We start from the raw sequence: 19,350 nt of genomic DNA, 5'->3' as shown, positions 1-19,350 counted from the left end.
CCCAGTTGTAACGCATACTGTCCACTCCCCAAAAAGCCGGCAGACTCTTAGCTTACTTATGGGAAAGATGGCAACCCTGGCGCGAACGGCGGCTTTGATAGTGGTTCCAGCTCACCATCATTCTCGCGCGAGTTGGATAGTCTTTCCGGGGAAGTTTTGATGGAAAGAACTTACGAAAAACCGGTTCCGGTCAGGCGCGGGAAGCTGTCGAGCATCGTTGCGGGCCCGAGCGGCCCGATAGGCCCGGCCGTCTGACACGCAGCGTAGCCCGCTTGGCAATGGACAGCGGCGGCATGCCGCGCTAATTGCAGTTCGGCATAGGGAGCGGGCGTATGGCTGAAATCGCCTTTGAAACGGTTCTGCGGATGGCGGACGACGCCTCCGTGCAGCATGTCGGCGACGGCGCCGTGGTGCTTCTGGCGCGCAGCGGCCAGCTTTACACCTGCAACGGCACCACCGAAGCGTTCCTCGACAAGGTCGACGGCGCCCGCAGCCTCGACCACATCGTCGATCTGCTGTCGGAAGAATTCGAGGTCGACAAGGCGACGCTCGGCGACGACATGACGGCGCTGGCCGCCGAGCTGGTGGCCGAAGGCATCCTTGCCGACCCGGGCGCGTGATGGCCGGCGGACCGTTCCTGCGCGCCCTGTTCCGCACTCATCTGTGGCTCAGCGCCCGGCTGATACCGGTACTGGTCGCCCGGCGCGATTTCGAAAGCGTGCTGAAATTGGCGCCGCTGCAATTGCCCACACCCTATCGTGGCCTGCCATGCAGCTACGTCGTCAGCCGCGTCAACCGCACGGTTCGGCATCCCTGGGTGATGCGTGATCGCAGATGCCTGAGGGAGGGGCTGCTCGGTTTCCGCTTCCTGCGGATGGCGGGTTTCGACCCCGACCTCCATTTCGGTGTCGATGCCAAATCGATGCATGAGCCGCGCCTGTCGGCGCATTGCTGGGTTTGCCTCGACGGCAAGCCGGTGGTCAGCGACAGCCTTCCCGACATGGTTGAAATCTATCGCCACCCCGGCGGCAGCGTGAAGGCGCGCGCCGCTTGACCGGCGCCGCAGCCACTGTTTGCTATGACCTCAACGGCCAGGTCATCGGCATATCGGCAGAGCGCGCCGAGCTCTGGCCGAGCTTCGATCTGATGCTCGGCACATTGCGCGTCAATGAAGCGGTCGAACCCGGCTTTCGCATCGATATCCTCGAAACGTCGGCGCTGCCCGAAAACCCGGAAGGGAAGCTCGCCTTCGACGGCGAAGTGCCGCTGGACGGCCATTGCCGCATCATCGACGCCGGCGACGTGGTCCATCTGGTCTTTCCCGGCCTCCAGACGGCCTCGATCCGTGCCGACGAGGGTGCGGCCGAAATCCGCGTTCATCCCGACAGCAAGGTCAAATGGACGCTGCTGATGATGGTGCTGGATGCCGCGCTCGATTCCGGCGGGCAGTACATGCTCCATACCGCCGGTCTGACGCTGCCCGATAGTGGGGCGCTCGTGCTGATCCATGCGCCAAGCGGCACTGGCAAGTCGACGACTTCAATGGCGCTGGCATCGCAGGGCTTCGGCCTATGCTCGGACGATGTGATGATCCTCGGCGCAACATCTGAAGGCACCCTGGCCTGGGGCATGCCGCGTAAGGTGAAGATCCATCGCAACACCGCGGCGATGCTGCCATTCCTCTCGCCCTGCCTTGGCGACAGATGGGACGCCGAGGGCGAGCAGGCCGTCTCGCTGGAGCGTCTCGCCGAGATCATTCGCATCGACGACGTCCGTCCCAGGCCGGTCTCGGCGCTGCTGCATCTGGCGCGCTCGACCGACGGCCACACCCGGCTCACGCGCTTGGCCAGGACCGATGCGATGGTCGCGCTTGCCACCGACAATGTCAGGACCGGCCTGACCGGCCTGTTGCCGATGCAGCAACGGCGGATGGCGTCGATCGCGGCACTGGTCAGGGCCGTCCCCACTTTCACCCTGGAAGTCGGCTCGAGCCCGGCCGATGCAGCGGGGCTGATCCGCGGCGCGGTGGAGAAGTAGATCTCCAAACGGGCTTTCAGGCCGGATAGGGCCTTGGCCGGGCAAGCCGCTGGACCCAGCGGAAGGCGTCGCGGCTAAGGCGCGAGCGCATCTTGTCCCGCGAATTGACTCTGAGCAGCACGTTGCCGGTGATCAGCCATTTGGCGAGCCGTATCGACAGATCGGGCTTGATGCGGTTGGCAAGGGCGATCGCGCGCGGCTCGTCGAACAGCCGCCCGGTCACATTGAGCACGGTCGCCAGCTCGAGCTCGATGCCGGTCATACACGCGGCATCGAGAAGGCGCGCTTCGGCTTCCGGCGATTGCAGCGCGCGCACACCTTGCAGCACGTCGATACAGAGCTGCAGCCGGTGGAATTTGTGGCCTCCGGCGGCGTGAACGATGGCGATGGTGAGCAGCGACGCCGGCGTGTCGGCCTCGCCGCCGTCAATGACCTGCAACTCGCGGAAGCCGAGCGACAGGCGCCGCCGCATGCCGGTGTCATGCACCAGATTGCCGTGCAGCTCGATCAGCAGACTGGAGTTCTCCTTCTCCAGCCACTTGAACTCCTGCAACTCATGCGATTCGGCCTCGCCGCTGGCAAGCTTGAAGCCGCATTCGGCGATCACGTTGTTGGCCTCGCCGATGCTGGCCGGATCGACAAGTATGTCGATGTCGGTGAACGGCCGATCGGCAGCATGGCGATAAAGCTTGCGCGCGAACACCGGGCCCTTGACGATGCGAGCCGCAACGCCTTTCGCGGCCAAGGCCTTCATGATGCGGTCGCCGTGATACTGCAGCAGCATCGACTGCCCGGTCGCCAGTGTCGCCTGATCGCGAAGCCCGGAGAGTTTTTGCCGCAGGGCGGCATCGTTCGGCAGATCGGCCTCGCCGATTTCCCGAAGCTTGCGCAGCATGATCGGCAGCACGCCGTGGAACTCGGCATTGGCGAGCAGCGCGATGAGGCTGCTTGCCGAGAGGGCCCCGCCCCGCTCGGACGGCGCCTCCGGATCGGCAAATTCGAGCAGCAGCTTTTCTTCGGCAGGTGAAAGCGGGAGCAGCATCAACCGGGCAATATCGCGAACAACAGGCGACCATGGTCGCAGAAAAGCCCGCGCGACGCTACATCCCCCAGCGCAGCGCCGCCGTGTGCACCGGGGCGTCCCAAAGCGCCGTCGTCTCATCCTCGAGCATCGTCAGCGTGATCGAGCAGCCTGCCATGTCGAGCGAGGTGACATAGGAGCCGACCAGCGAGCGGGTCACCGTCACGCCTCTCTTCTCGAAGATTTTTCGCGCGTTGTTGTACATCAAATAAAGCTCCATCGACGGCGTGCCGCCGAAGCCGTTGACGAAAAGCAGCGCCGGTCCCCTGGCGCGGTCACCAAGATCGCCGAGGATTGCCGTGCAGATCTCCTCGGCGATGGCGTCGGCACTCTTCAGCTCATCGCGCCGCCGGCCGGGCTCGCCATGGATGCCGACGCCGAATTCCATCTCGTTGTCGCCAATGTCGAAAGTCGGCCTGCCAGCAGCCGGCACCGTGCAACTGGTCAGCGCCACGCCCATCGAGCGCGTCGCGGCGTTGACGCGGTCGCCCAGCGCCTTGAGCTCGGGCAGTGGCATGCCTTGCTCGGCCGCGGCGCCGACGATCTTCTCCACCACCAGCGTGCCGGCCACGCCGCGCCGACCGGTGGTGTAGGATGAATTCTCGACCGCGACGTCGTCATTGGTCACCACCTGCAGAACGCCGTCCGACATTTCGGCGGCCATGTCGAAATTCATCACGTCGCCTTCATAGTTTTTGACGATGAACAGGCAGCCGGCGCCGGTGTCGACGGCTTGCGCGGCCGCGAGCATCTGGTCGGGCGTCGGCGAGGTGAAGACCTGGCCGGGGCAGGCGGCGTCCAGCATGCCATGGCCAACCAGCCCGCCATGTAGCGGCTCGTGGCCCGAGCCGCCGCCCGAGATCAGCGCCACCTTGCCCGGTTTCAGCGTCCTGCGGCGAACGAATTTGTGCTCGTCGCCGAGCGCGAGGATATCGGAATGCGCGGCGACGAAGCCATCGAGGCTTTCGGTGAGGACCGTGTCCACCGAATTCAGAAACTTCTTCATGGCAGTCCTCCCGAATAGGTCTCGCTTAGCCGCTGCCCCTGCCGGCGATGCTGGTGATCTTCTGGATGAATTCGTTGATCGCCCGGTCGAGCGCTGCGTTCTGCTTGTCGTCGCCGAAATCCGGCACGATGAGCGAGACGTGGCGCGTCTTGCGCGGACCCGAAGCCGCCGGCAGCTTGCCTGGATGCGCTTGGTGATAGGCGGCCAGGAACTGGTCGCGCTCGGCCGGGCTGAAATGGCAGACGGAAAAGATAGCCGGCAAATGCTTCGACGGGATCGGGATCGAATAGGCCGGGCTGGAGATTTGCGTGACGAAACTGCGATGCTTGCCGAGCGCATCGGCAAGTCGCTGGCGCATGCCGGAAGGCCGCTGGTCGATGACTTGCGACAGGATGGTCTTATACGCGCGGATCGCGTCTTCCGCGCCGGCTTCTTGTATCTTGGCAGGCTTGGCCATGCTGTGCTTACACCGGAACGTCCGCTATGGCCGCCTTGGCCATGGCGAGTTGCGCCGGAGCCACCGATAGGTCGCGCAGGCCGGCCTCAATCAGCGCCGGAATGGCGGCCGGATCGCCGCCGGCATCGCCGCAGAGGCTGACCGGAATTCCTTTCTCGCGCCCGAAGGCCGCGACCGAAGCGATCAGCCGCATCACAGCCGGATGGCGGACAGCGTTGAGATGTGCAACGGCGGCGTTGTCACGCGCGGCTGCCATCACATATTGCGTCAGGTCGTTGGAGCCGATCGAGAAGAAGGCAACGGCGGCAAAAGCCTCCGGCGCGATGGCCACCGAAGGGACCTCGACCATGATGCCCAGCGGCGGCAGCTTGTGCGCAACACCGCGCGACACGAGAGCGGCCTCTTCCTCCGCAAACAACGCGGCGGCCTGCCTGTACTCTTCGGCCATGGCGATCATCGGAAACATCACCTTCAGATTGCCGTGTACGGCGGCGCGCAGCAATGCCCGGATTTGCACCCGGAAGATGTCGCTCCGCGCCAGCGACAGCCTGATACCGCGCAGGCCGAGAAACGGGTTGGTCTCCTCGACGGTGAAGTCGGGGATCGGTTTGTCGCCGCCGGCATCGATGGTGCGGATGGTCACCGGTTTTTCTCCGGCCCATTCCAGCACCTTGCGGTAGGCTTGGTACTGTGTCTCCTCGTCCGGCAGGGCCTTGCCGAACAGGAATTCGGTGCGCATGAGCCCGACGCCATCACAGGTCGCAATGTCGATGCCGTCGACATCGGAAGGGTAGGCAATGTTTACCTGCACCCGCACCGACGTGCCGGCCTTGGTCGCCGCCGGCTGGGCGAGAAAAGTCTGCGCCTGGCCTTGTCGCGCCGCGAAGGAGGAGGATGATTGCCGGAACGCCTCGATCTCCTTCGGCGAGGGCGAGAGCACGATGCCGCCATGCTCGGCGTCGAGCAGCGCGTTTCCGGTGGGCTCGTCCGCAAAGGCACCAATCCCCACCACCATCGGCACGCCGCGCGAGCGTGCCAGCATGGCGACATGGCTGGCGGTGCTGCCGGCCTCGAGCGCAATGCCGCCGCCTCTGCTCCAGTCGGTTTCGAGGAAACGCGTCGGCGCGATGTCCAGGCCATAGAGGATGGCGCCGAGGGGCGCCGCGGTCTCGCTATCCTCGCTCAGCGCTCGCAGCACCTGGTCGCGGATGTCGCGCAAGTCCGAGGCGCGTGCCCGGAAATAGTCCTGGTCGGACGCCTCATAGCCGGCGATCTCGGCATCCAGTGCTTGCCGCCAGGCAGCGTCGGCCGGCTCTCCGGAGCCGAGCGCCGCGAAGGCGGGCGCGCTCAGCGCGACGTCCTCCAGCATGGCGATGTGGAATTCGAGGATGCCGGCGGCATCGCCATCGGCCGTCTCGACAAGCGAGGTCAGCCGGCTCACCGCCCTGCCGATGGCCGCCTTCAGCGCTGCTTTCTCCTCCGCCTCGCTCGCCTTGGCCACATAAGCAGCCGGTGGACGGTCGAGGTTGAACAGCGGCCCTTCGGCGTAGCCGGGAGAGGCAGGGATGCCCTCAATCCGCATGGCCCGCATTCCTTGCGGATTGAGAGGGCGGCAGACCCGGCTCAAGCGGAGCGGGCATGATCCGCATCCTCGTCGAAATCGCGCTGCACCAGGCCGACCAGCGCTTCGACCGCGTTGCTTGCGCCGTCGCCTCGCGCCCTTATGTGCAGCACGGTTCCTTTCGGCGCCTTGGCCGCCATGACCTTGACGATGCTCTTGGCATCGAACCAGGGGCCGTTGGCGGCGACTGCCACCTCCACCTCGGCCGTGAACGACTTGGCGAGCTTGGTGAACTTCACCGAAGGGCGCGCGTGCAGGCCCACCTCGTGGGTGATCAGAACCGTGGCTTCGGCGGATGCGGACATTCAGTCGATTCCCGTTCACTCACGACGGCGACAATTCATGCGCCGTCGCCACCACTTCCTTGAGCGATGCGCCGCCGGACGATTCCGTCGCCGCCATCACCGCACCCTCGACGATCGGCGCATTGCAGACGACTATTCTGCGGGATCGCGGCTCGCCGATCATTTCGACCGCCATCTCGCTGTTGGTCTCGGCGCCGCCGAGATCGACCAGGATGGCGACGCCCGCTTCCGACCAGGCCTTGTCGATCGCGCCCATGATCGCCTCGACGCTGGTGCCGAGCCCGCCATGGCCGTTTCCGCCGCACCATGCAAGCGGCACTTCGTCGCCCACCATCTGGCGCACCATGTCGGCCGTGCCTTCGGCGACAAGCGGCGAATGCGAGACGATGACGATACCGACATTGCTCATCAAGAACCCTCGATCGCTTCAGCGACTGCGCGCACCAAGAGCGCGGTCGAGCGCGCCCCGGCGTCCATATGCCCGATCGAGCGCTCCCCCAGGAAAGAGGCGCGCCCACGCAAGGCCTTCATCGGCACGGTGGCTTCGGCCGCCTTGTCGGCAGCGTCTGCGATTGCGGCAGCCGTCTTGCCCTGCGCCAGTGCCTCATACACCGGCTGCAGCACGTCGAGCATCGTTTTTTGCCCCGGCTGCGATTTGCCGCGCGCCGAAACCGCCTCGATCGCCTTACCCAGCGCCGCTGTCAGCGCGGCGCGGTCGGGCGTGCCGGACAGTTCCTTGCCGAGCGCCATGAACAGAGTACCGAACAAGGGCCCGGAGGCTCCACCGACGGTCATCACCAGCTTGGTGCCGACCGCGGTCAGCGCGTCCGGCAGCGGTTTTGCCGCGATTGCGGCCTTTTCGGCGCGCACCGCATCGAAGCCGCGCTTCATGTTCAGACCATGGTCGCCGTCGCCGATCGCCTGGTCGAGCGCGGTCAGCTCGTCGGCATGCGCCGCGATCGTATCCGCAGTCGCCGCGATCAATTGTGAGAAATCGGATGCGGCCATCGCCTGTCCTTCATGCCGGGGCGAACATGGCCACCACGGCCGCGAACGCCTCGGCAACTGCAAACGCGCCCGGATCCGCTATGTCAAGCTGGCGGCCGATATAGGCCGAGCGACCGGCCTTCGCCTTCTGCATCGCCACCGTCGCCTGCGCGCCGCTCCGCGCGGCCGAAGCAGCCGCCTCCAGCCCGTTCGTGTCGAGCGCCTTCAGAGCCGGCTCCAGCGCGTCGACCATTGTGCGGTCGCCGAGCTTCGCGCCGCCGTAGAAGGTCATGCGGTCAAGGCCGGCGAGCAGCGCCTTGCTGAGCGGCGCGCCGCCGTTGAGCGACTGTGCGGCAGCCGTGAAGAAGATCGACAAAAGCACGCCGCTGGAACCGCCCATGGAAGTTCCCAATGTATCGCCGATTGTGGCGAGAGTTGCGGCCTTGTCCGCAAGCGGCAGCGTGTCGACGCGGTCGAGCACGCTGCGTGCGCCTGTCGCCACCGTCGATCCGGTGTCGCCGTCGCCGGCTTTGGCGTCGAGGCCATTCAGAGCCTCCTCGAGCGAGATCAGCTTCTCGCAGACCGCAGCAATCAGCCGCTCGGCGCCGGCGTCACGGCTGGCCGCCTTGGCGATGTCGCAACCTGCCGGCTGGGCTGTGGCCACCACGACCGGCGGGCGAACCGGCCTGGCCGGCAGCCAGGCATGCGGGCCGACCGGCGCCAGCAGCGCCGCCTCGCGCTCCGCCTCGAGCCTGATCAGCGACAGCGAAAACCCGTTCATGTTGAGCGCGGTCATCAGATGTCCGGGACCGATCGTCAGCCTCACCGCCTTTGCCAGCGGCGAGGCCAGCACGGCATTGGCGATCAACGACATTTCGAGCGGCGGTACCGATCCGAGATTGTTGATCAGCATGGCATAGCGGCTGCCGGCATCGAGCCGGGCCGCGAGGCGGTCGGCCATGATGGCGACGAGCGCACTGGCGCTCTGCAGGGTTATGCGCTCCACGCCCGGCTCGCCATGGATGCCGAGACCGAGCTCGCCATCGCCGGCGCCGAAGCGGTCCTCGTGGGTCTGGCCGGGGATCGAGCAGGAGGAGAGCGAGATGCCGAGCGAAACAATATCCTTCGCCGCCGCCTGCGCTGCCGCCGCGACCGAGGCTAGGTCATGGCCGGATTCGGAAAGATGTCCGGCGATCTTGTGCACGAACAGCGTGCCGGCGATGCCGCGCGGCTGTGCGATGTCGGGCAGCGCGATGTCGTCGCCGACGATCACCATGTCGACCGCGAAGCCCTCGGCGCGGGCCTTTTCTGCGGCGAGGCCGAAGTTGAGGCGGTCGCCGGTGTAGTTCTTGACGATCAGCAGGCAGCCGGCCGGCCCGGTCGTCGCGCGGATCGCCGCCAGCACCGCCTCGACGCTCGGCGAAGCAAAGATCTCGCCGGAGACAGCCGCCGTCAGCATGCCGGCGCCGACGAAGCCCGCATGCGACGGCTCGTGCCCCGCGCCGCCGCCCGAAACGACGCTGACCTTCGCCTTGTCCCAGTCGGCGCGCAACACCACCTTGATCTCCGGATAGCCGTCGAGCCGCGCCAGCGCCCCGGAGCCGGCAGTGGCCAGATAACCGTCCAGCGCTTCGGTAACGACCGAGTCCTTGCGGTTGAAAAAGTGCTTCATGGATTTCGTCCAGTCCGTATCTGCGGGTCGTCAAAAAGTGCGGATGCGCCGGCTACATCAATCTGTGCCCGTCCCACCCAAAATAAAGCGGCGAGCGATAGCGGACCGTCACTCTGTCCCCCTTTGCGAGCGGCGTGTCGGGATCGGTCAGCGTCACCAGCTTCTTGGCGCCCACCGTGACATGCAGATGGTTCTGGTCGCCGAGATGCTCGACCCAGTCGACGACGCCGTCGGCATGGCCGTTCGCCGCCTTTTCGATCGCGAGATGTTCGGTGCGCGCGCCGATCGTCGTCGTGCCGGTTGGCGCGCCGCCGTCGGGCAGCAGCCCTGCCGGCAGAAGGTTGATCGCCGGCTGGCCGAGGCGGGCGGCGACATGAAGGTTTGCCGGCTCAGAATAGATCGCGCGGGGCGTGCCGATCTGCACCAGCACGCCCTCGGAGAGGATGCCGATGCGGTCGGCCATGGTCATGGCCTCGATCTGGTCATGCGTGACATAGAGCATGGTGGCGCCGAGCTCGGATTGGATGCGCTTCAGCTCGAGCCTGAGATCGGCGCGCAGCTTGGCGTCGAGCGAGGACAGCGGCTCGTCCATCAGATAGATCGAGGGCTTTCGCACCAGCGCGCGGCCGATGGCGACGCGTTGCATCTCGCCGCCCGAAAGCCTGGTCGAGCGGTTGTTGAGCTTGTGGTCGATGCGCACCATCCGCGCGACTTCCTCGACGCGGCGGCGGATTGCTTCCTCCGGAAAACGCCGCGCCGGCGAGCGCAGCGGGAAGGCGAGGTTGTCGAAGACCGAAAGATGCGGGTAGAGCGAATATTGCTGGAAGACGAAGGCCGTGTCGCGCTCGGCCGGCGACAGCCCCGTCGCATCATGGCCGCCGATGTAAATCGTGCCGCTGTCCGGCCGCTCGAGCCCGGCGATCAGCCTGAGCGTCGTCGTCTTCCCGGCGCCGGTCGGCCCGAGCAGCACGACGAACTCACCGTCCTTGATCTGCAGGTCGAGATCGCTGACCGCGACTGTCTCGCCGAAGCTTTTGGTCACACCCTGAATCTGCACGTCAGCCATGGCGCGCCTCCACTGCCTGATCGTACATGACGGTTTTCACCGCGCGTCCAGTGCCTTTCTCGAACAGCGACAGCCGCGCGCTGCTCAATGCCAGCCCTACCTGTTCGCCCGTATTTAGATGGATTCCGGCCGGCACCCGGGCCTTGATGATGCCGTCAGCCGTCTCCACCGCGACGATCTGCGTGGTGCCGAGATATTCGGTGCCGTAGATCGCGCCGCGCAGCTTCGAGGCATCGTCGAAGCGGATGTGCTCGGGGCGGATGCCAAGCGCCATGTCGGCCGGCGCAATATCCTCGCGCACTTCCGGGACCGTCACCCTGGCGCCCTGCACGACGATCTCCTTCGCACCCTTCGCGAGCCCACCGCCGAAGCGCAAGAAGTTCATCGGCGGCGAGCCGATGAAATCGGCGACGAACATCGTGGCCGGCCGGTCGTAAATCTCGCGCGGGCTGCCGAACTGCTCGATGACGCCGTGGTTCATCACCGCTATCTTGTCGGCCATCGACATCGCTTCCATCTGGTCGTGCGTGACATAGACGGTGGTGGCGTGGATGCGGTTGTGCAGCTCGCGCAACTCATGCACCATCAAATCGCGGAACTCGGTGTCGAGGGTTCCAAGCGGCTCATCCATCAGGAAACATTTCGGTCGCCTGACGATGGCGCGGCCGAGCGCGACGCGTTGACGGTCGCCGCCGGCAAGACCGGAGACCGACTTGTCGAGCAGGTGGTCGATGCGCAGCAGCTTCGCGGTCTCCTCGACGCGGGCGCGGATCTCGGCCGACGCCATGCCTTGCGCCAAGAGCGGGAAGCCGATGTTCTTGCGCACATTCATATGCGGATAGAGCGCGAAGAGCTGGAAGACGAAGGCGATGTCACGCTCGCGCGCCCGGCGCATGGTGACGTCCTCGCCGCCGAGCAGGATCTTGCCGCCGGTGGGCAGTTCGAGGCCGGCGATCATGCGGAGCGTCGTCGTCTTGCCGCAGCCCGACGGCCCGAGCATGACGAAGAACTCGCCATCCTCGACGACGAAATTGGAATCCTGCACGGCGACGAACTCGCCGAAGGCCTTCCTCAGATTCTGAACACGGATCTCGGCCATTTTTATTCCGGGAATTTCGAGACGACGATGAACATGGCGGTGCCGGCGAGCATGGTGACGAAGGAATAGCTGTAGAGCGACAGCGCCAAAGGCTGGAACAGCATCAAAAAGCCGATGGCGATGATCGCGGTGGCGATGTTTTCCATCAGGCCGCGTCTTGCCCAGACGGGCCAACGCGATTTGCGTTTTGCAGGCTGGATTGTGCTCATTTGCGCACCGCGCCGAAGGTGATGCCGCGCAGCAATTGCTTGCGGAGCAGGATGGTGAAGACCAGGATCGGCACCAGGAATATCGTCGTGCCGGCGGCGACTGCCGGCCAGTCCTGGCCGCCTTCGCCGATGATGGTCGGGATGAAGGGCGGCGCCGTCTGCGCCGTGCCGGAGGTCAGAAGCGCGGCGAACGCATATTCGTTCCAGGCAAAGATCAGGCAGAAGATGGCGGTCGCGGCAATGCCGGTGGTCGCCTGCGGCAGCACCGTGCGCCAGAAGGCCTGCAGCCGCGTATAGCCGTCGATCATCGCCGCTTCTTCGTATTCGCGCGGGATCTCGTCGATGAAGCCCTTGAGCAGCCAGACCGCCAGCGAGACATTGACCGCGGTGTAGAGCAGGATCATGCCGAGCGCGGTGTCGGAGAGGCCGAGCTCGCGGTACATCAGATAGATCGGGATCGCGACGGCGATCGGCGGCATCATGCGCGTCGACAGGATGAAGAACAGGAGGTCGTCTGCCAAAGGCACCTTGAAGCGCGAGAAGCCGTAGGCCGAGAGCGTGCCGAGGAACACCGCGCAGAAGGTCGAGCCGAAGGCGATGATCAGCGAGTTGACGAAGCGCGGCAGGAAGTTCGACGGGCCGGCGATCACCATGTTGCGCTTGCGCACCGTCTCGTCGCAGAAGCCGGTCGCCGGTCCGAGCGCGTTGATGTATTCTGGCGTCTGCCTGGTGCGGGTCGTGAACAGGTTGCAGTAGCCTTCGATGCTAGGCTGGAAGACGATCTTCGGCGGATAGGCGATCGAATCCGGCGGCGTCTTGAAGCTGGTGGCGAAGATCCACAAGAGCGGCACGATCGAGATCAGCGCGTAGCCGACGACGAGCACGCCGGCGATCCGCTTCGAGTTCGTCGAAGGTGCGACAACGGAATGGGCGGCGGTCAGGCTCATCTCTGCTTCACCTTGTTGAGTGCCTTGACGTAGATGTTGGCAAGGCCGAACACCGCGACGAACAGGACGATGGCGAAGGCCGAGGAATAGCCGGTGCGCCAGCTTTCGAAGGCCTGCCGCTTCAGCGTGATCGAGGCGACCTCGGTGGTCGAGCCCGGTCCGCCGCCGGTGAGCAGGTTGACCATGTCGAACATCTTGAAGTTCTCGATGCCGCGGAACAGCACGGCCAGCATGATGAAGGGCAGCGCCATCGGCAGGGTGATCGACCAGAACTGCCGCCAGTTGGAGGCGCGGTCGACCTCGGCCGCTTCATAAATGTATTCTGGGATGGAGCGCAGGCCCGCGAGGCAAATCAGCATCACGTAAGGCGTCCACATCCAGGAGTCGACGATGATGATCGCCCATGGCGCCAGCTCGACATTGGACAGCATCTGGACATTCGTCGGCGGGATGCCGGTGAGGAATGAGATGGCGTAGGCGAACAGTCCGATCTGCGGCTCGTAGAGGAAGCGCCAGAAATTGCCGACCACCGCCGGCGACAGCATCATCGGCACCAGGATGATCGTGGTCCAGAAGGCGTGGCCGCGGAATTTCCGGTCGATCAGCCAGGCGAGCGTGAAGCCGAGCACCGTCTGCAGCAGGATGGTCCAGAAGACGAAATGCGCCGTCGTCTGCATTGCGATCCAGATATCCTGGTCGCCGAGGATGCGCCTGTAGTTGGAAAGCCCGAGATTCTTGACCACTTCGTTCGGGCGGTTGGCGCGGTAATTGGTGAAGGAGAGGTAAATCGCCCAGAAGAGCGGGAAGATGTTGATGGCTAAAAGCAGAAGGATCGTCGGCGAAATGAACAGCCAGGCGAGGCCCTTGTCGCTGATGCCTCGGATCTTCTTGGCCAACGGCTCGGGTGTGGCCCGCGCAGCGTTGTCCGCAGTCCGATTGAGCATGGTTAGTCCTGCATCGGTCACTGGTCAGCCTCGGCGATGAAATTTATCTGAACTGCGTCCCGTGCCAAGGCGGCACGGGACGCACCTGCTCGGGAGGAGCCTTACATCTTGCCGTCGTCCTGGAAGATCTGCGTCCAGTCCTTGACGAGGCCGTCGAGCGCATCCTTGGCCGAGCCCTGGCCGGCGACGACATAGTCGTGGAAGCGCTTCTGCGAGGCCTGCAGCAGCGGCGCGTAGCTCGGCTCTGCCCAGAAGTCCTTCACGATCGCCATGGAGTCGAGGAAGGCCTGCGCATAGGGCTGGCTGGACGGGAACTTCGGATCCTTGACGACGGAATTCAGGCAGGAATAGCCGCCGAGCGACCACCACTTGGCCTGCACGTCCTTGTTGGCGAACCACTTGATGTATTTCAGCGCCGATTCCTGCTTGTCGGAGTAGGAAACCACCGAAATGCCCTGGCCGCCGAGCTGCGCGAACTGGTCGCCGTCGGGACCTTTCGGATTGGCGAAGTAACCGATCTTGTCGCCGCCGACATTCTCGTCCTTCTGCAGGCCGGGCCAGGTGAAGGCGAAGTTCATGTGCATTGCCACCTGGCCGGATTTGAAGGCATCGACGCCTTCGCCCATGTAGCTGTTGGAGGCGCCGGGCGGCGTGCAGCAATCATAGAGCGCCTTGTAGAATTCCAGCCCCTTCACCGATTTCTCGGAATTGACGAAGCCGTCCATCTCATAGGGCTTCTTCGGGTTCTCATACTGGAAGCCGTAGCTGTAAAGCACGTCCATGGCGCCCATGGTGATGCCTTCCGAGCCTCGCTCGGTGTAGATCGAGGCGCCATAGACGGTCTTGCCGTCGATCTGCCGCTTCTGGAAGAACTCGGCGATCTGCTTGAGCTGGTCGAAGGTCGTCGGCGGGTCGAGGTCCCAGCCATACTTCTCCTTGAACTCCTTCTGCAGTTCCGGCCGCGAGAACCAGTCCTTGCGATAGGTCCAGCCGACCACGTCGCCCATGGCCGGCAGCGCCCAGTAGTTCGGCGTGTTCTTCGGCCATTCGGAATAGCCGACGACGGTCGCCGGCACGAAGTCGTCCATGCTGATCTTCTCCTTGTCGAAGAAGTCGTTCAGCTTGACGTAATGACCGTTCTCGGCCGCGCCGCCGATCCACTGGCTGTCGCCGATGATCAGGTCGCAGAGCTTGCCGTGTGAGTTGAGCTCATTGAGGAAGCGGTCGGCATAGTTGGTCCACGGCACGAATTCGAACTTCATGCCGATGCCGGTTTCCTTGGTGAAGTCCTTGGACAGTTCCACGAGCGCGTTGGCCGGATCCCAGGCCGCCCAGCAAAGCGTCAGGTCTTCCGCATGCGCCGCGTTCGAGACGGCGGTCGACGCGAGTGCCGCCGAGGCCAGTCCCAACGCCAGTTTCAAGGTCGATTTCATGCCTTACCTCCCATTTGCGAAACGCGTCCGGATGACGGTTTCAAAAGCCTCAACCTCGCTCCTCCGAGGGCCTGAACATGGCGCGCGTCGCGCCGCCGATGTTTAGTAATTTGTTTAGTGATGCTCTTTTTACTAAACAACGCAAGCGAATTCGTTGCTGCGCCGCAGCATGACGAAGGCGGTGCTTGAAATCGTTGGGGAATAACTGTTGGTGCCTTGGCGGCTCGTAGCTTCAGCCGGCTACTTGACGCTCTTCGGGCCCACCGTGACCGGCCGGATCCGCGGCGCCGGAGGCAGCAGCTCGCGGATGTCGGCAAAGGGGAAGAGGGGCTCGAACCGGAACGCCTCGGCCAGCGCGCCGGGCGCGCCGTTGCATTGGCCGGCGCGGAACGCGTTCTGCATGCGTGCACCGTTGAGATAATGCTCGGGCCCCTGTGAGCGATGCGCGAGAATGGCCTGCGCCTTGAGGTCCCAGTGGCTGGAAATGTCGACGTAATGCGACGGCGAGAAACCTGTGCCGCCCAGTGTGTCGGCATGCAGCACCGGTACCTCGAAGGACGCCGCGATGCGCACGCCATCCGACAGCGCGCGGTGGTCGCCGTGATAGTCGTTCGGCGCATGCGTGATCGCGAGGTCGGGTTGCACCTCGCCGATCAGCGCCTTGAGTGTGCCGATCAATGCGGCATCCGCAACCAGCGCCCCGTCGGGGAAATCGAGGAAACGCGGTGTGACGCCGAGCAGGGTGGCCGCCTCGGTCGCTTCCTCGCGCCGCGCTTTGACAAGCGCCTTCGGATCGCCCGTGCCGCCCTTGGCTCCGTCCGTGGCTATCGCAAAAGTCAGCTCTGCGCCTAGCGCGGCATAGGCGGCCAGCGTACCGAACATGAATATCTCGATATCGTCGGGATGAGCCCCCAGCGCCAGTATCTTCACTTCTTTTCTCCCGGAATTGGAACGTGCCGAACGGAATCCTGCTCGCCCTCATCGCCTATGCAAGCTATTCGTGGAGCGATGCCGTCATCAAGAGCCTGGGCGGGCAGTTCACCGTCTTCGAGATCGGCTTCTTCGTAACCTTGTTTGCCGGCTGTTTCCTGTTCTTCACAAGGCCTGCCGATGAGCGCTGGCGCGACTTCTGGCGCACCAGCCGGCCCTGGGCCGTGCAGGCCCGCGCCTGGGCGGGCATCGCATCGGGCGTGCTCAGCGTCTATGCCTTCACCACCATCCCGCTGGCGGAAGTCTACGCGTTGATTTTCCTGGCGCCCTTGTTCGTCACCATCCTCTCCACTCTCATCCTGAGGGAGAAGGTTGGGCCGTGGCGATGGCTTGCCGTGGTCGCCGGATTTGCCGGGGTCATGCTGGTCGTCAGGCCGGGTTTCCGCGAACTTCATCTCGGCCACCTCGCGGCCTTCGCCATCGCCTTTCTTGCCGCTACCAGCGTCATCCTGATGCGGTCGCTGGCGCAGCAGGAGAAGCGCACGACGATGCTCGGCGTGCTTGTCGGCTATGGCCTGCTGTTCAATGGCCTCGGCGTGGCGGCAACGTCCTTCACCTTGCCGGATGGCAGGCAGCTGATCTGGCTGGTCATGGCCGGCGCCTTCACCGCCGGCGGTCAGCTGTTGCAGCTTCTCGCGGCCAAATACGCGCCTGCCAACCGGATCGCGCCGACGCACTATTCGCAGATCGTCTGGGCGGTGGTGCTGGGCTCGTTGTTCTTCCAGGAAGATCCCGACCTGCTGACGCTGGCCGGCCTTGCAGTGCTCGGCGCCTCGGGCCTGCTGACCATGGTTCGCGAGGAGGTACGGCTGGGCACCGTGCGCTGGAACCCGTTCACGCGCACCAGGCTTTAGGCAATTCCGGGACAGGTTGCGCGCTCACCGTGGCCGCTGATATGCGGACGCCATGAACAGAGGAATTTTGCCGGAACTCCCGGTATCCGCCGTGCTGCCGGTGCTCGGCGAGGCGCTCGCCGGGCGCAACAGCGCCGTGCTGGTGGCGCCGCCCGGTGCCGGCAAGACGACGCTGGTGCCGCTGGCGCTGCTCGACGCGCCCTGGCTCGGCGAAGGCAGGATCGTGCTGCTGGAGCCGCGCAGGCTGGCAGCCCGCGCCGCCGCCCGTCGCATGGCCGAGCTTGTCGGCGAGGAGCCGGGTGGTACAGTCGGCTACGCGATGCGCATGGAGAACCGCACTTCAGCGCGGACAAAGATCCTCGTCGTCACCGAAGGCGTGCTGTCGCGCATGATCCTCGACGATCCCGAACTGCCCGGCGTTGCGGCGGTAATCTTCGATGAATTCCACGAGCGTTCGCTCGACGGCGATTTCGGCCTCGCGCTGGCGCTCGATGTTCAGGGCGCGCTGCGGCCGGATCTGCGCCTGCTGGTGATGTCGGCGACGCTCGACGGCGCGCGCGTCGCAAAACTACTGGCCGGGGCGCCGGTGGTCGAAAGCGAGGGCCGCGCCTTCCCGGTCGACATCCGCTATGACGAGCGGCCGGCCGGCATGGCGGTCGAGGACGCGATGGCCAAGGCGGTTCGCTCGGCTTTAGCCGCCGAGCAGGGCAGCGTGCTCGCTTTCCTGCCCGGACAGCGCGAGATCGAGCGCACCGCAGAGCGGCTAGAAGATCGCCTCGGTGCCGATACCGACATCGTTCCGCTCTATGGCCAGTTGGACAACAGGGCGCAGGATGCCGCGATCAAGCCGGCGTCGCCTGGCCGCCGTAAAGTGGTGCTGGCGACCTCGATCGCCGAGACCTCGATCACCATCGACGGCGTGCGCGTCGTCATCGATTGCGGCCTGTCGCGCCTGCCGCGCTACGAGCCGGCAAGCGGCCTGACCCGGCTGGAAACGGTGCGCGTCAGCAAGGCTTCCGCCGATCAGCGGGCCGGCCGGGCCGGACGAACGCAGCCGGGCGTCGCCATCCGATTGTGGCGTGCCGAGCAGACGGCGGCGCTGCCCGCCTTCACACCGCCGGAAATCCTCGAGGCTGACCTTTCCGGCATGTTGCTCGACTGCGCCGCTTTCGGCGTCGCCGATCCGTCGAGCCTGTCCTTCCTCGACCCGCCGCCGGCGCCGGCGCTCAACGAAGCGAGGGTGTTGCTCAAAGCGCTGCATGCAATCGATGACGCCGGCCGCTTGACGGAGGCGGGCGCGGCGATGCGCAAGCTCGCTGTGCCCGTGCGGCTCGCGCACATGGTGGCCGAAGCGGCTGAGATCGGGCAGGCGCAGGAAGCGGCGATGCTTGCCGTGCTTTTGACGGAGCGCGGGCTTGGCGGCGACAGCGCAGATTTGGAACGGCGGCTGATCCGCTTCCGCGCCGAAAAATCGCCGCGCGCCGGTGCCGCCCGGCAACTTGCCGCACGCCTGGCCAAGCAGGCAGGCGGGGCAAGGGCAGACTCGCCAGCCGCGCCCGGCGCCTTGCTGATCCATGCCTGGCCGGATCGTGTCGCCAGAGCCCGCGGCGAGCGCGGCCGCTTCGTGCTCGCCAACGGTTCCGGCGCGATGGTCGATGCTGCCGATCCGCTTGCCGGCGAGAGTTGGCTGGTCGTCGCCGATCTGCAGGGCAAGGCGCAGAATGCCCGTATCACCGCCGCCGCGCCCGTCGACGAGGCCCTTATCCGCACCGCGCTTGCCGACCGCATCGAGACGAAGCGCGAGACGAGTTTCGACCGCGAGCGCCGCGTCGTGCGCGTGCGCGAGACCGCTCGCCTTGGCGCCATCACCCTTTCCGAGCGCATGCTGCCCGCACCTTCCGGTGCCGAGGCCGATCGGGCCATGCTGGACGCCCTGCGCGAGCACCGCCTGTCGCTGCTCGACTGGGGCAAGGAGGCGGAAACGCTGCGCCAGCGGCTCGGCTGGCTCTATCGCGGCCTCGGTTCTCCCTGGCCCGACGTCTCGGACCAGGCGCTTCTCGACCGTCTCGACGACTGGTTGCTGCCTTTCCTTGCCGGCGAGGCCTCCTTCGCGGCGATCAGGCCGACGGCGCTTGCGGCGGGGCTGATGTCGCTGGTCCCGCACGACCTGCAGCGCGAGGTGGACGCGCTGGCGCCGACCCATTTCGACGCGCCCTCGGGCAGCCATGTGCCGATCCGCTATGACGGCGAATGGCCGGTGCTGGCGATCCGCGTGCAGGAGCTGTTCGGCCTCGATCGCCATCCTTCGGTCGCGGGCGGTACGGTGCCGCTGACTCTGGAGCTGTTGTCGCCGGCGCATCGCCCGATCCAGACGACGCGCGATCTGCCCGGCTTCTGGCGCGGCTCGTGGGCGGATGTGCGCACCGATATGCGCGGTCGCTATCCTAAGCATGTCTGGCCGGAAAACCCGCTGCTGGCGGCCGCCACCAGCCGCGCCAAGCCGCGCGGGACATAGGTTCGTGCCGCTTTCGGCGGGCCATTCGCGTTAGTGGGCAACGTGCGTTGGCGATTGGCGCAAACGCCCATCACTTCGTCATCCACGGGCGGAGCAAGGAGCGAAGCGACGCGGTAGACCCGAGGAT

At 65.4% G+C, this 19,350-nt stretch carries 20 protein-coding genes; 5 read left to right on the top strand and 15 right to left on the bottom strand.

The window, feature by feature from the left end; translation table 11 throughout:
• Nucleotides 1–332: 332 nt before the first annotated feature.
• The 3 genes from P9254_RS11275 to P9254_RS11265 are packed head-to-tail and all read left to right on the top strand — an operon-like array spanning nt 333 to nt 2,037.
• Nucleotides 333–620, top strand: a complete 288-nt coding sequence (locus tag P9254_RS11275; protein WP_067324253.1) for a PqqD family protein — start codon at nt 333–335, stop codon at nt 618–620.
• Entirely contained in the window at nt 620–1,054 is a 435-nt protein-coding gene (locus tag P9254_RS11270) for a lasso peptide biosynthesis B2 protein (RefSeq protein WP_095828112.1), read from the top strand. The genes P9254_RS11275 and P9254_RS11270 overlap by 1 nt, the downstream gene beginning before the upstream one ends.
• Nucleotides 1,051–2,037, top strand: coding sequence for a serine kinase (locus P9254_RS11265; protein WP_278054814.1), 987 nt, complete (start codon nt 1,051–1,053; stop codon nt 2,035–2,037). The genes P9254_RS11270 and P9254_RS11265 overlap by 4 nt, the downstream gene beginning before the upstream one ends.
• Nucleotides 2,038–2,053: 16 nt before the next feature.
• Here P9254_RS11265 and P9254_RS11260 read toward each other — a convergent pair whose 3' ends face one another.
• From P9254_RS11260 to P9254_RS11190, 15 genes are all read right to left on the bottom strand, one after another.
• Entirely contained in the window at nt 2,054–3,079 is a 1,026-nt protein-coding gene (locus P9254_RS11260) for a nucleotidyltransferase family protein (RefSeq protein WP_278054812.1), read from the bottom strand.
• 58 nt (nt 3,080–3,137) lie between these two features.
• Nucleotides 3,138–4,124, bottom strand: a complete 987-nt coding sequence (dhaK, locus tag P9254_RS11255; RefSeq protein WP_278054810.1) for a dihydroxyacetone kinase subunit DhaK — start codon at nt 4,122–4,124, stop codon at nt 3,138–3,140.
• A 25-nt stretch (nt 4,125–4,149) separates the two neighbouring features.
• Nucleotides 4,150–4,581 carry a hypothetical protein gene (locus P9254_RS11250; protein ID WP_127247729.1) on the bottom strand — a complete coding sequence of 144 codons (432 nt, stop codon included), beginning with the start codon at nt 4,579–4,581 and terminating at the stop codon, nt 4,150–4,152.
• Between the two features lie 7 nt (nt 4,582–4,588).
• A complete protein-coding gene (gene ptsP, locus P9254_RS11245) occupies nt 4,589–6,163 on the bottom strand; it encodes a phosphoenolpyruvate--protein phosphotransferase (protein ID WP_278054808.1) in 1,575 nt (524 codons plus the stop codon).
• A gap of 41 nt (nt 6,164–6,204) precedes the next feature.
• Entirely contained in the window at nt 6,205–6,507 is a 303-nt protein-coding gene (locus P9254_RS11240; RefSeq protein ID WP_067324266.1) for an HPr family phosphocarrier protein, read from the bottom strand.
• 19 nt (nt 6,508–6,526) lie between these two features.
• Nucleotides 6,527–6,916 (bottom strand): dihydroxyacetone kinase phosphoryl donor subunit DhaM, encoded by a 390-nt coding sequence (dhaM, locus tag P9254_RS11235; RefSeq protein WP_067324268.1) that lies wholly within the window; start codon nt 6,914–6,916, stop codon nt 6,527–6,529.
• Complete coding sequence (gene dhaL / locus P9254_RS11230) at nt 6,916–7,515, bottom strand: dihydroxyacetone kinase subunit DhaL (protein ID WP_127239913.1); 600 nt, start codon at nt 7,513–7,515, stop codon at nt 6,916–6,918. Before dhaL ends, dhaM begins: the two co-directional genes overlap by 1 nt.
• Nucleotides 7,516–7,525: 10 nt before the next feature.
• Complete coding sequence (locus P9254_RS11225; protein ID WP_278054805.1) at nt 7,526–9,166, bottom strand: dihydroxyacetone kinase subunit DhaK; 1,641 nt, start codon at nt 9,164–9,166, stop codon at nt 7,526–7,528.
• Between the two features lie 52 nt (nt 9,167–9,218).
• The gene (locus P9254_RS11220; protein WP_278054803.1) at nt 9,219–10,232 is read right to left on the bottom strand and encodes an ABC transporter ATP-binding protein; all 1,014 of its coding nucleotides are present in this window, start codon (nt 10,230–10,232) and stop codon (nt 9,219–9,221) included.
• A complete protein-coding gene (locus P9254_RS11215; protein WP_095824311.1) occupies nt 10,225–11,331 on the bottom strand; it encodes an ABC transporter ATP-binding protein in 1,107 nt (368 codons plus the stop codon). Before P9254_RS11215 ends, P9254_RS11220 begins: the two co-directional genes overlap by 8 nt.
• A gap of 2 nt (nt 11,332–11,333) precedes the next feature.
• Complete coding sequence (locus tag P9254_RS11210) at nt 11,334–11,540, bottom strand: hypothetical protein (protein ID WP_067324278.1); 207 nt, start codon at nt 11,538–11,540, stop codon at nt 11,334–11,336.
• On the bottom strand, nt 11,537–12,487 hold the full coding sequence (locus P9254_RS11205) for a carbohydrate ABC transporter permease (RefSeq protein WP_067003501.1): 951 nt from the start codon (nt 12,485–12,487) through the stop codon (nt 11,537–11,539). The genes P9254_RS11210 and P9254_RS11205 overlap by 4 nt, the downstream gene beginning before the upstream one ends.
• Nucleotides 12,484–13,431 (bottom strand): carbohydrate ABC transporter permease, encoded by a 948-nt coding sequence (locus P9254_RS11200; protein WP_278054802.1) that lies wholly within the window; start codon nt 13,429–13,431, stop codon nt 12,484–12,486. Before P9254_RS11200 ends, P9254_RS11205 begins: the two co-directional genes overlap by 4 nt.
• 101 nt (nt 13,432–13,532) lie before the next feature.
• Complete coding sequence (locus tag P9254_RS11195; protein WP_278054801.1) at nt 13,533–14,864, bottom strand: ABC transporter substrate-binding protein; 1,332 nt, start codon at nt 14,862–14,864, stop codon at nt 13,533–13,535.
• Between the two features lie 240 nt (nt 14,865–15,104).
• The gene (locus tag P9254_RS11190; RefSeq protein ID WP_278054800.1) at nt 15,105–15,794 is read right to left on the bottom strand and encodes a PIG-L deacetylase family protein; all 690 of its coding nucleotides are present in this window, start codon (nt 15,792–15,794) and stop codon (nt 15,105–15,107) included.
• A 23-nt stretch (nt 15,795–15,817) separates the two neighbouring features.
• Here P9254_RS11190 and P9254_RS11185 point away from each other — a divergent pair, with 23 nt between their 5' ends.
• Both P9254_RS11185 and hrpB read left to right on the top strand, forming a co-directional pair.
• A complete protein-coding gene (locus tag P9254_RS11185) occupies nt 15,818–16,708 on the top strand; it encodes a DMT family transporter (protein ID WP_095824309.1) in 891 nt (296 codons plus the stop codon).
• Nucleotides 16,709–16,760: 52 nt separating this feature from the next.
• The gene (gene hrpB, locus P9254_RS11180) at nt 16,761–19,223 is read left to right on the top strand and encodes an ATP-dependent helicase HrpB (RefSeq protein WP_278054798.1); all 2,463 of its coding nucleotides are present in this window, start codon (nt 16,761–16,763) and stop codon (nt 19,221–19,223) included.
• The last annotated feature ends 127 nt before the right edge of the window (nt 19,224–19,350 follow it).

This window comes from Mesorhizobium sp. WSM4983, assembly GCF_029625765.1.
Classification (GTDB): Bacteria; Pseudomonadota; Alphaproteobacteria; order Rhizobiales; family Rhizobiaceae; genus Mesorhizobium.
The sequence above is the reverse complement of the archived record's forward strand: the minus strand, read 5'-3'. Positions and strand labels throughout refer to the sequence as shown.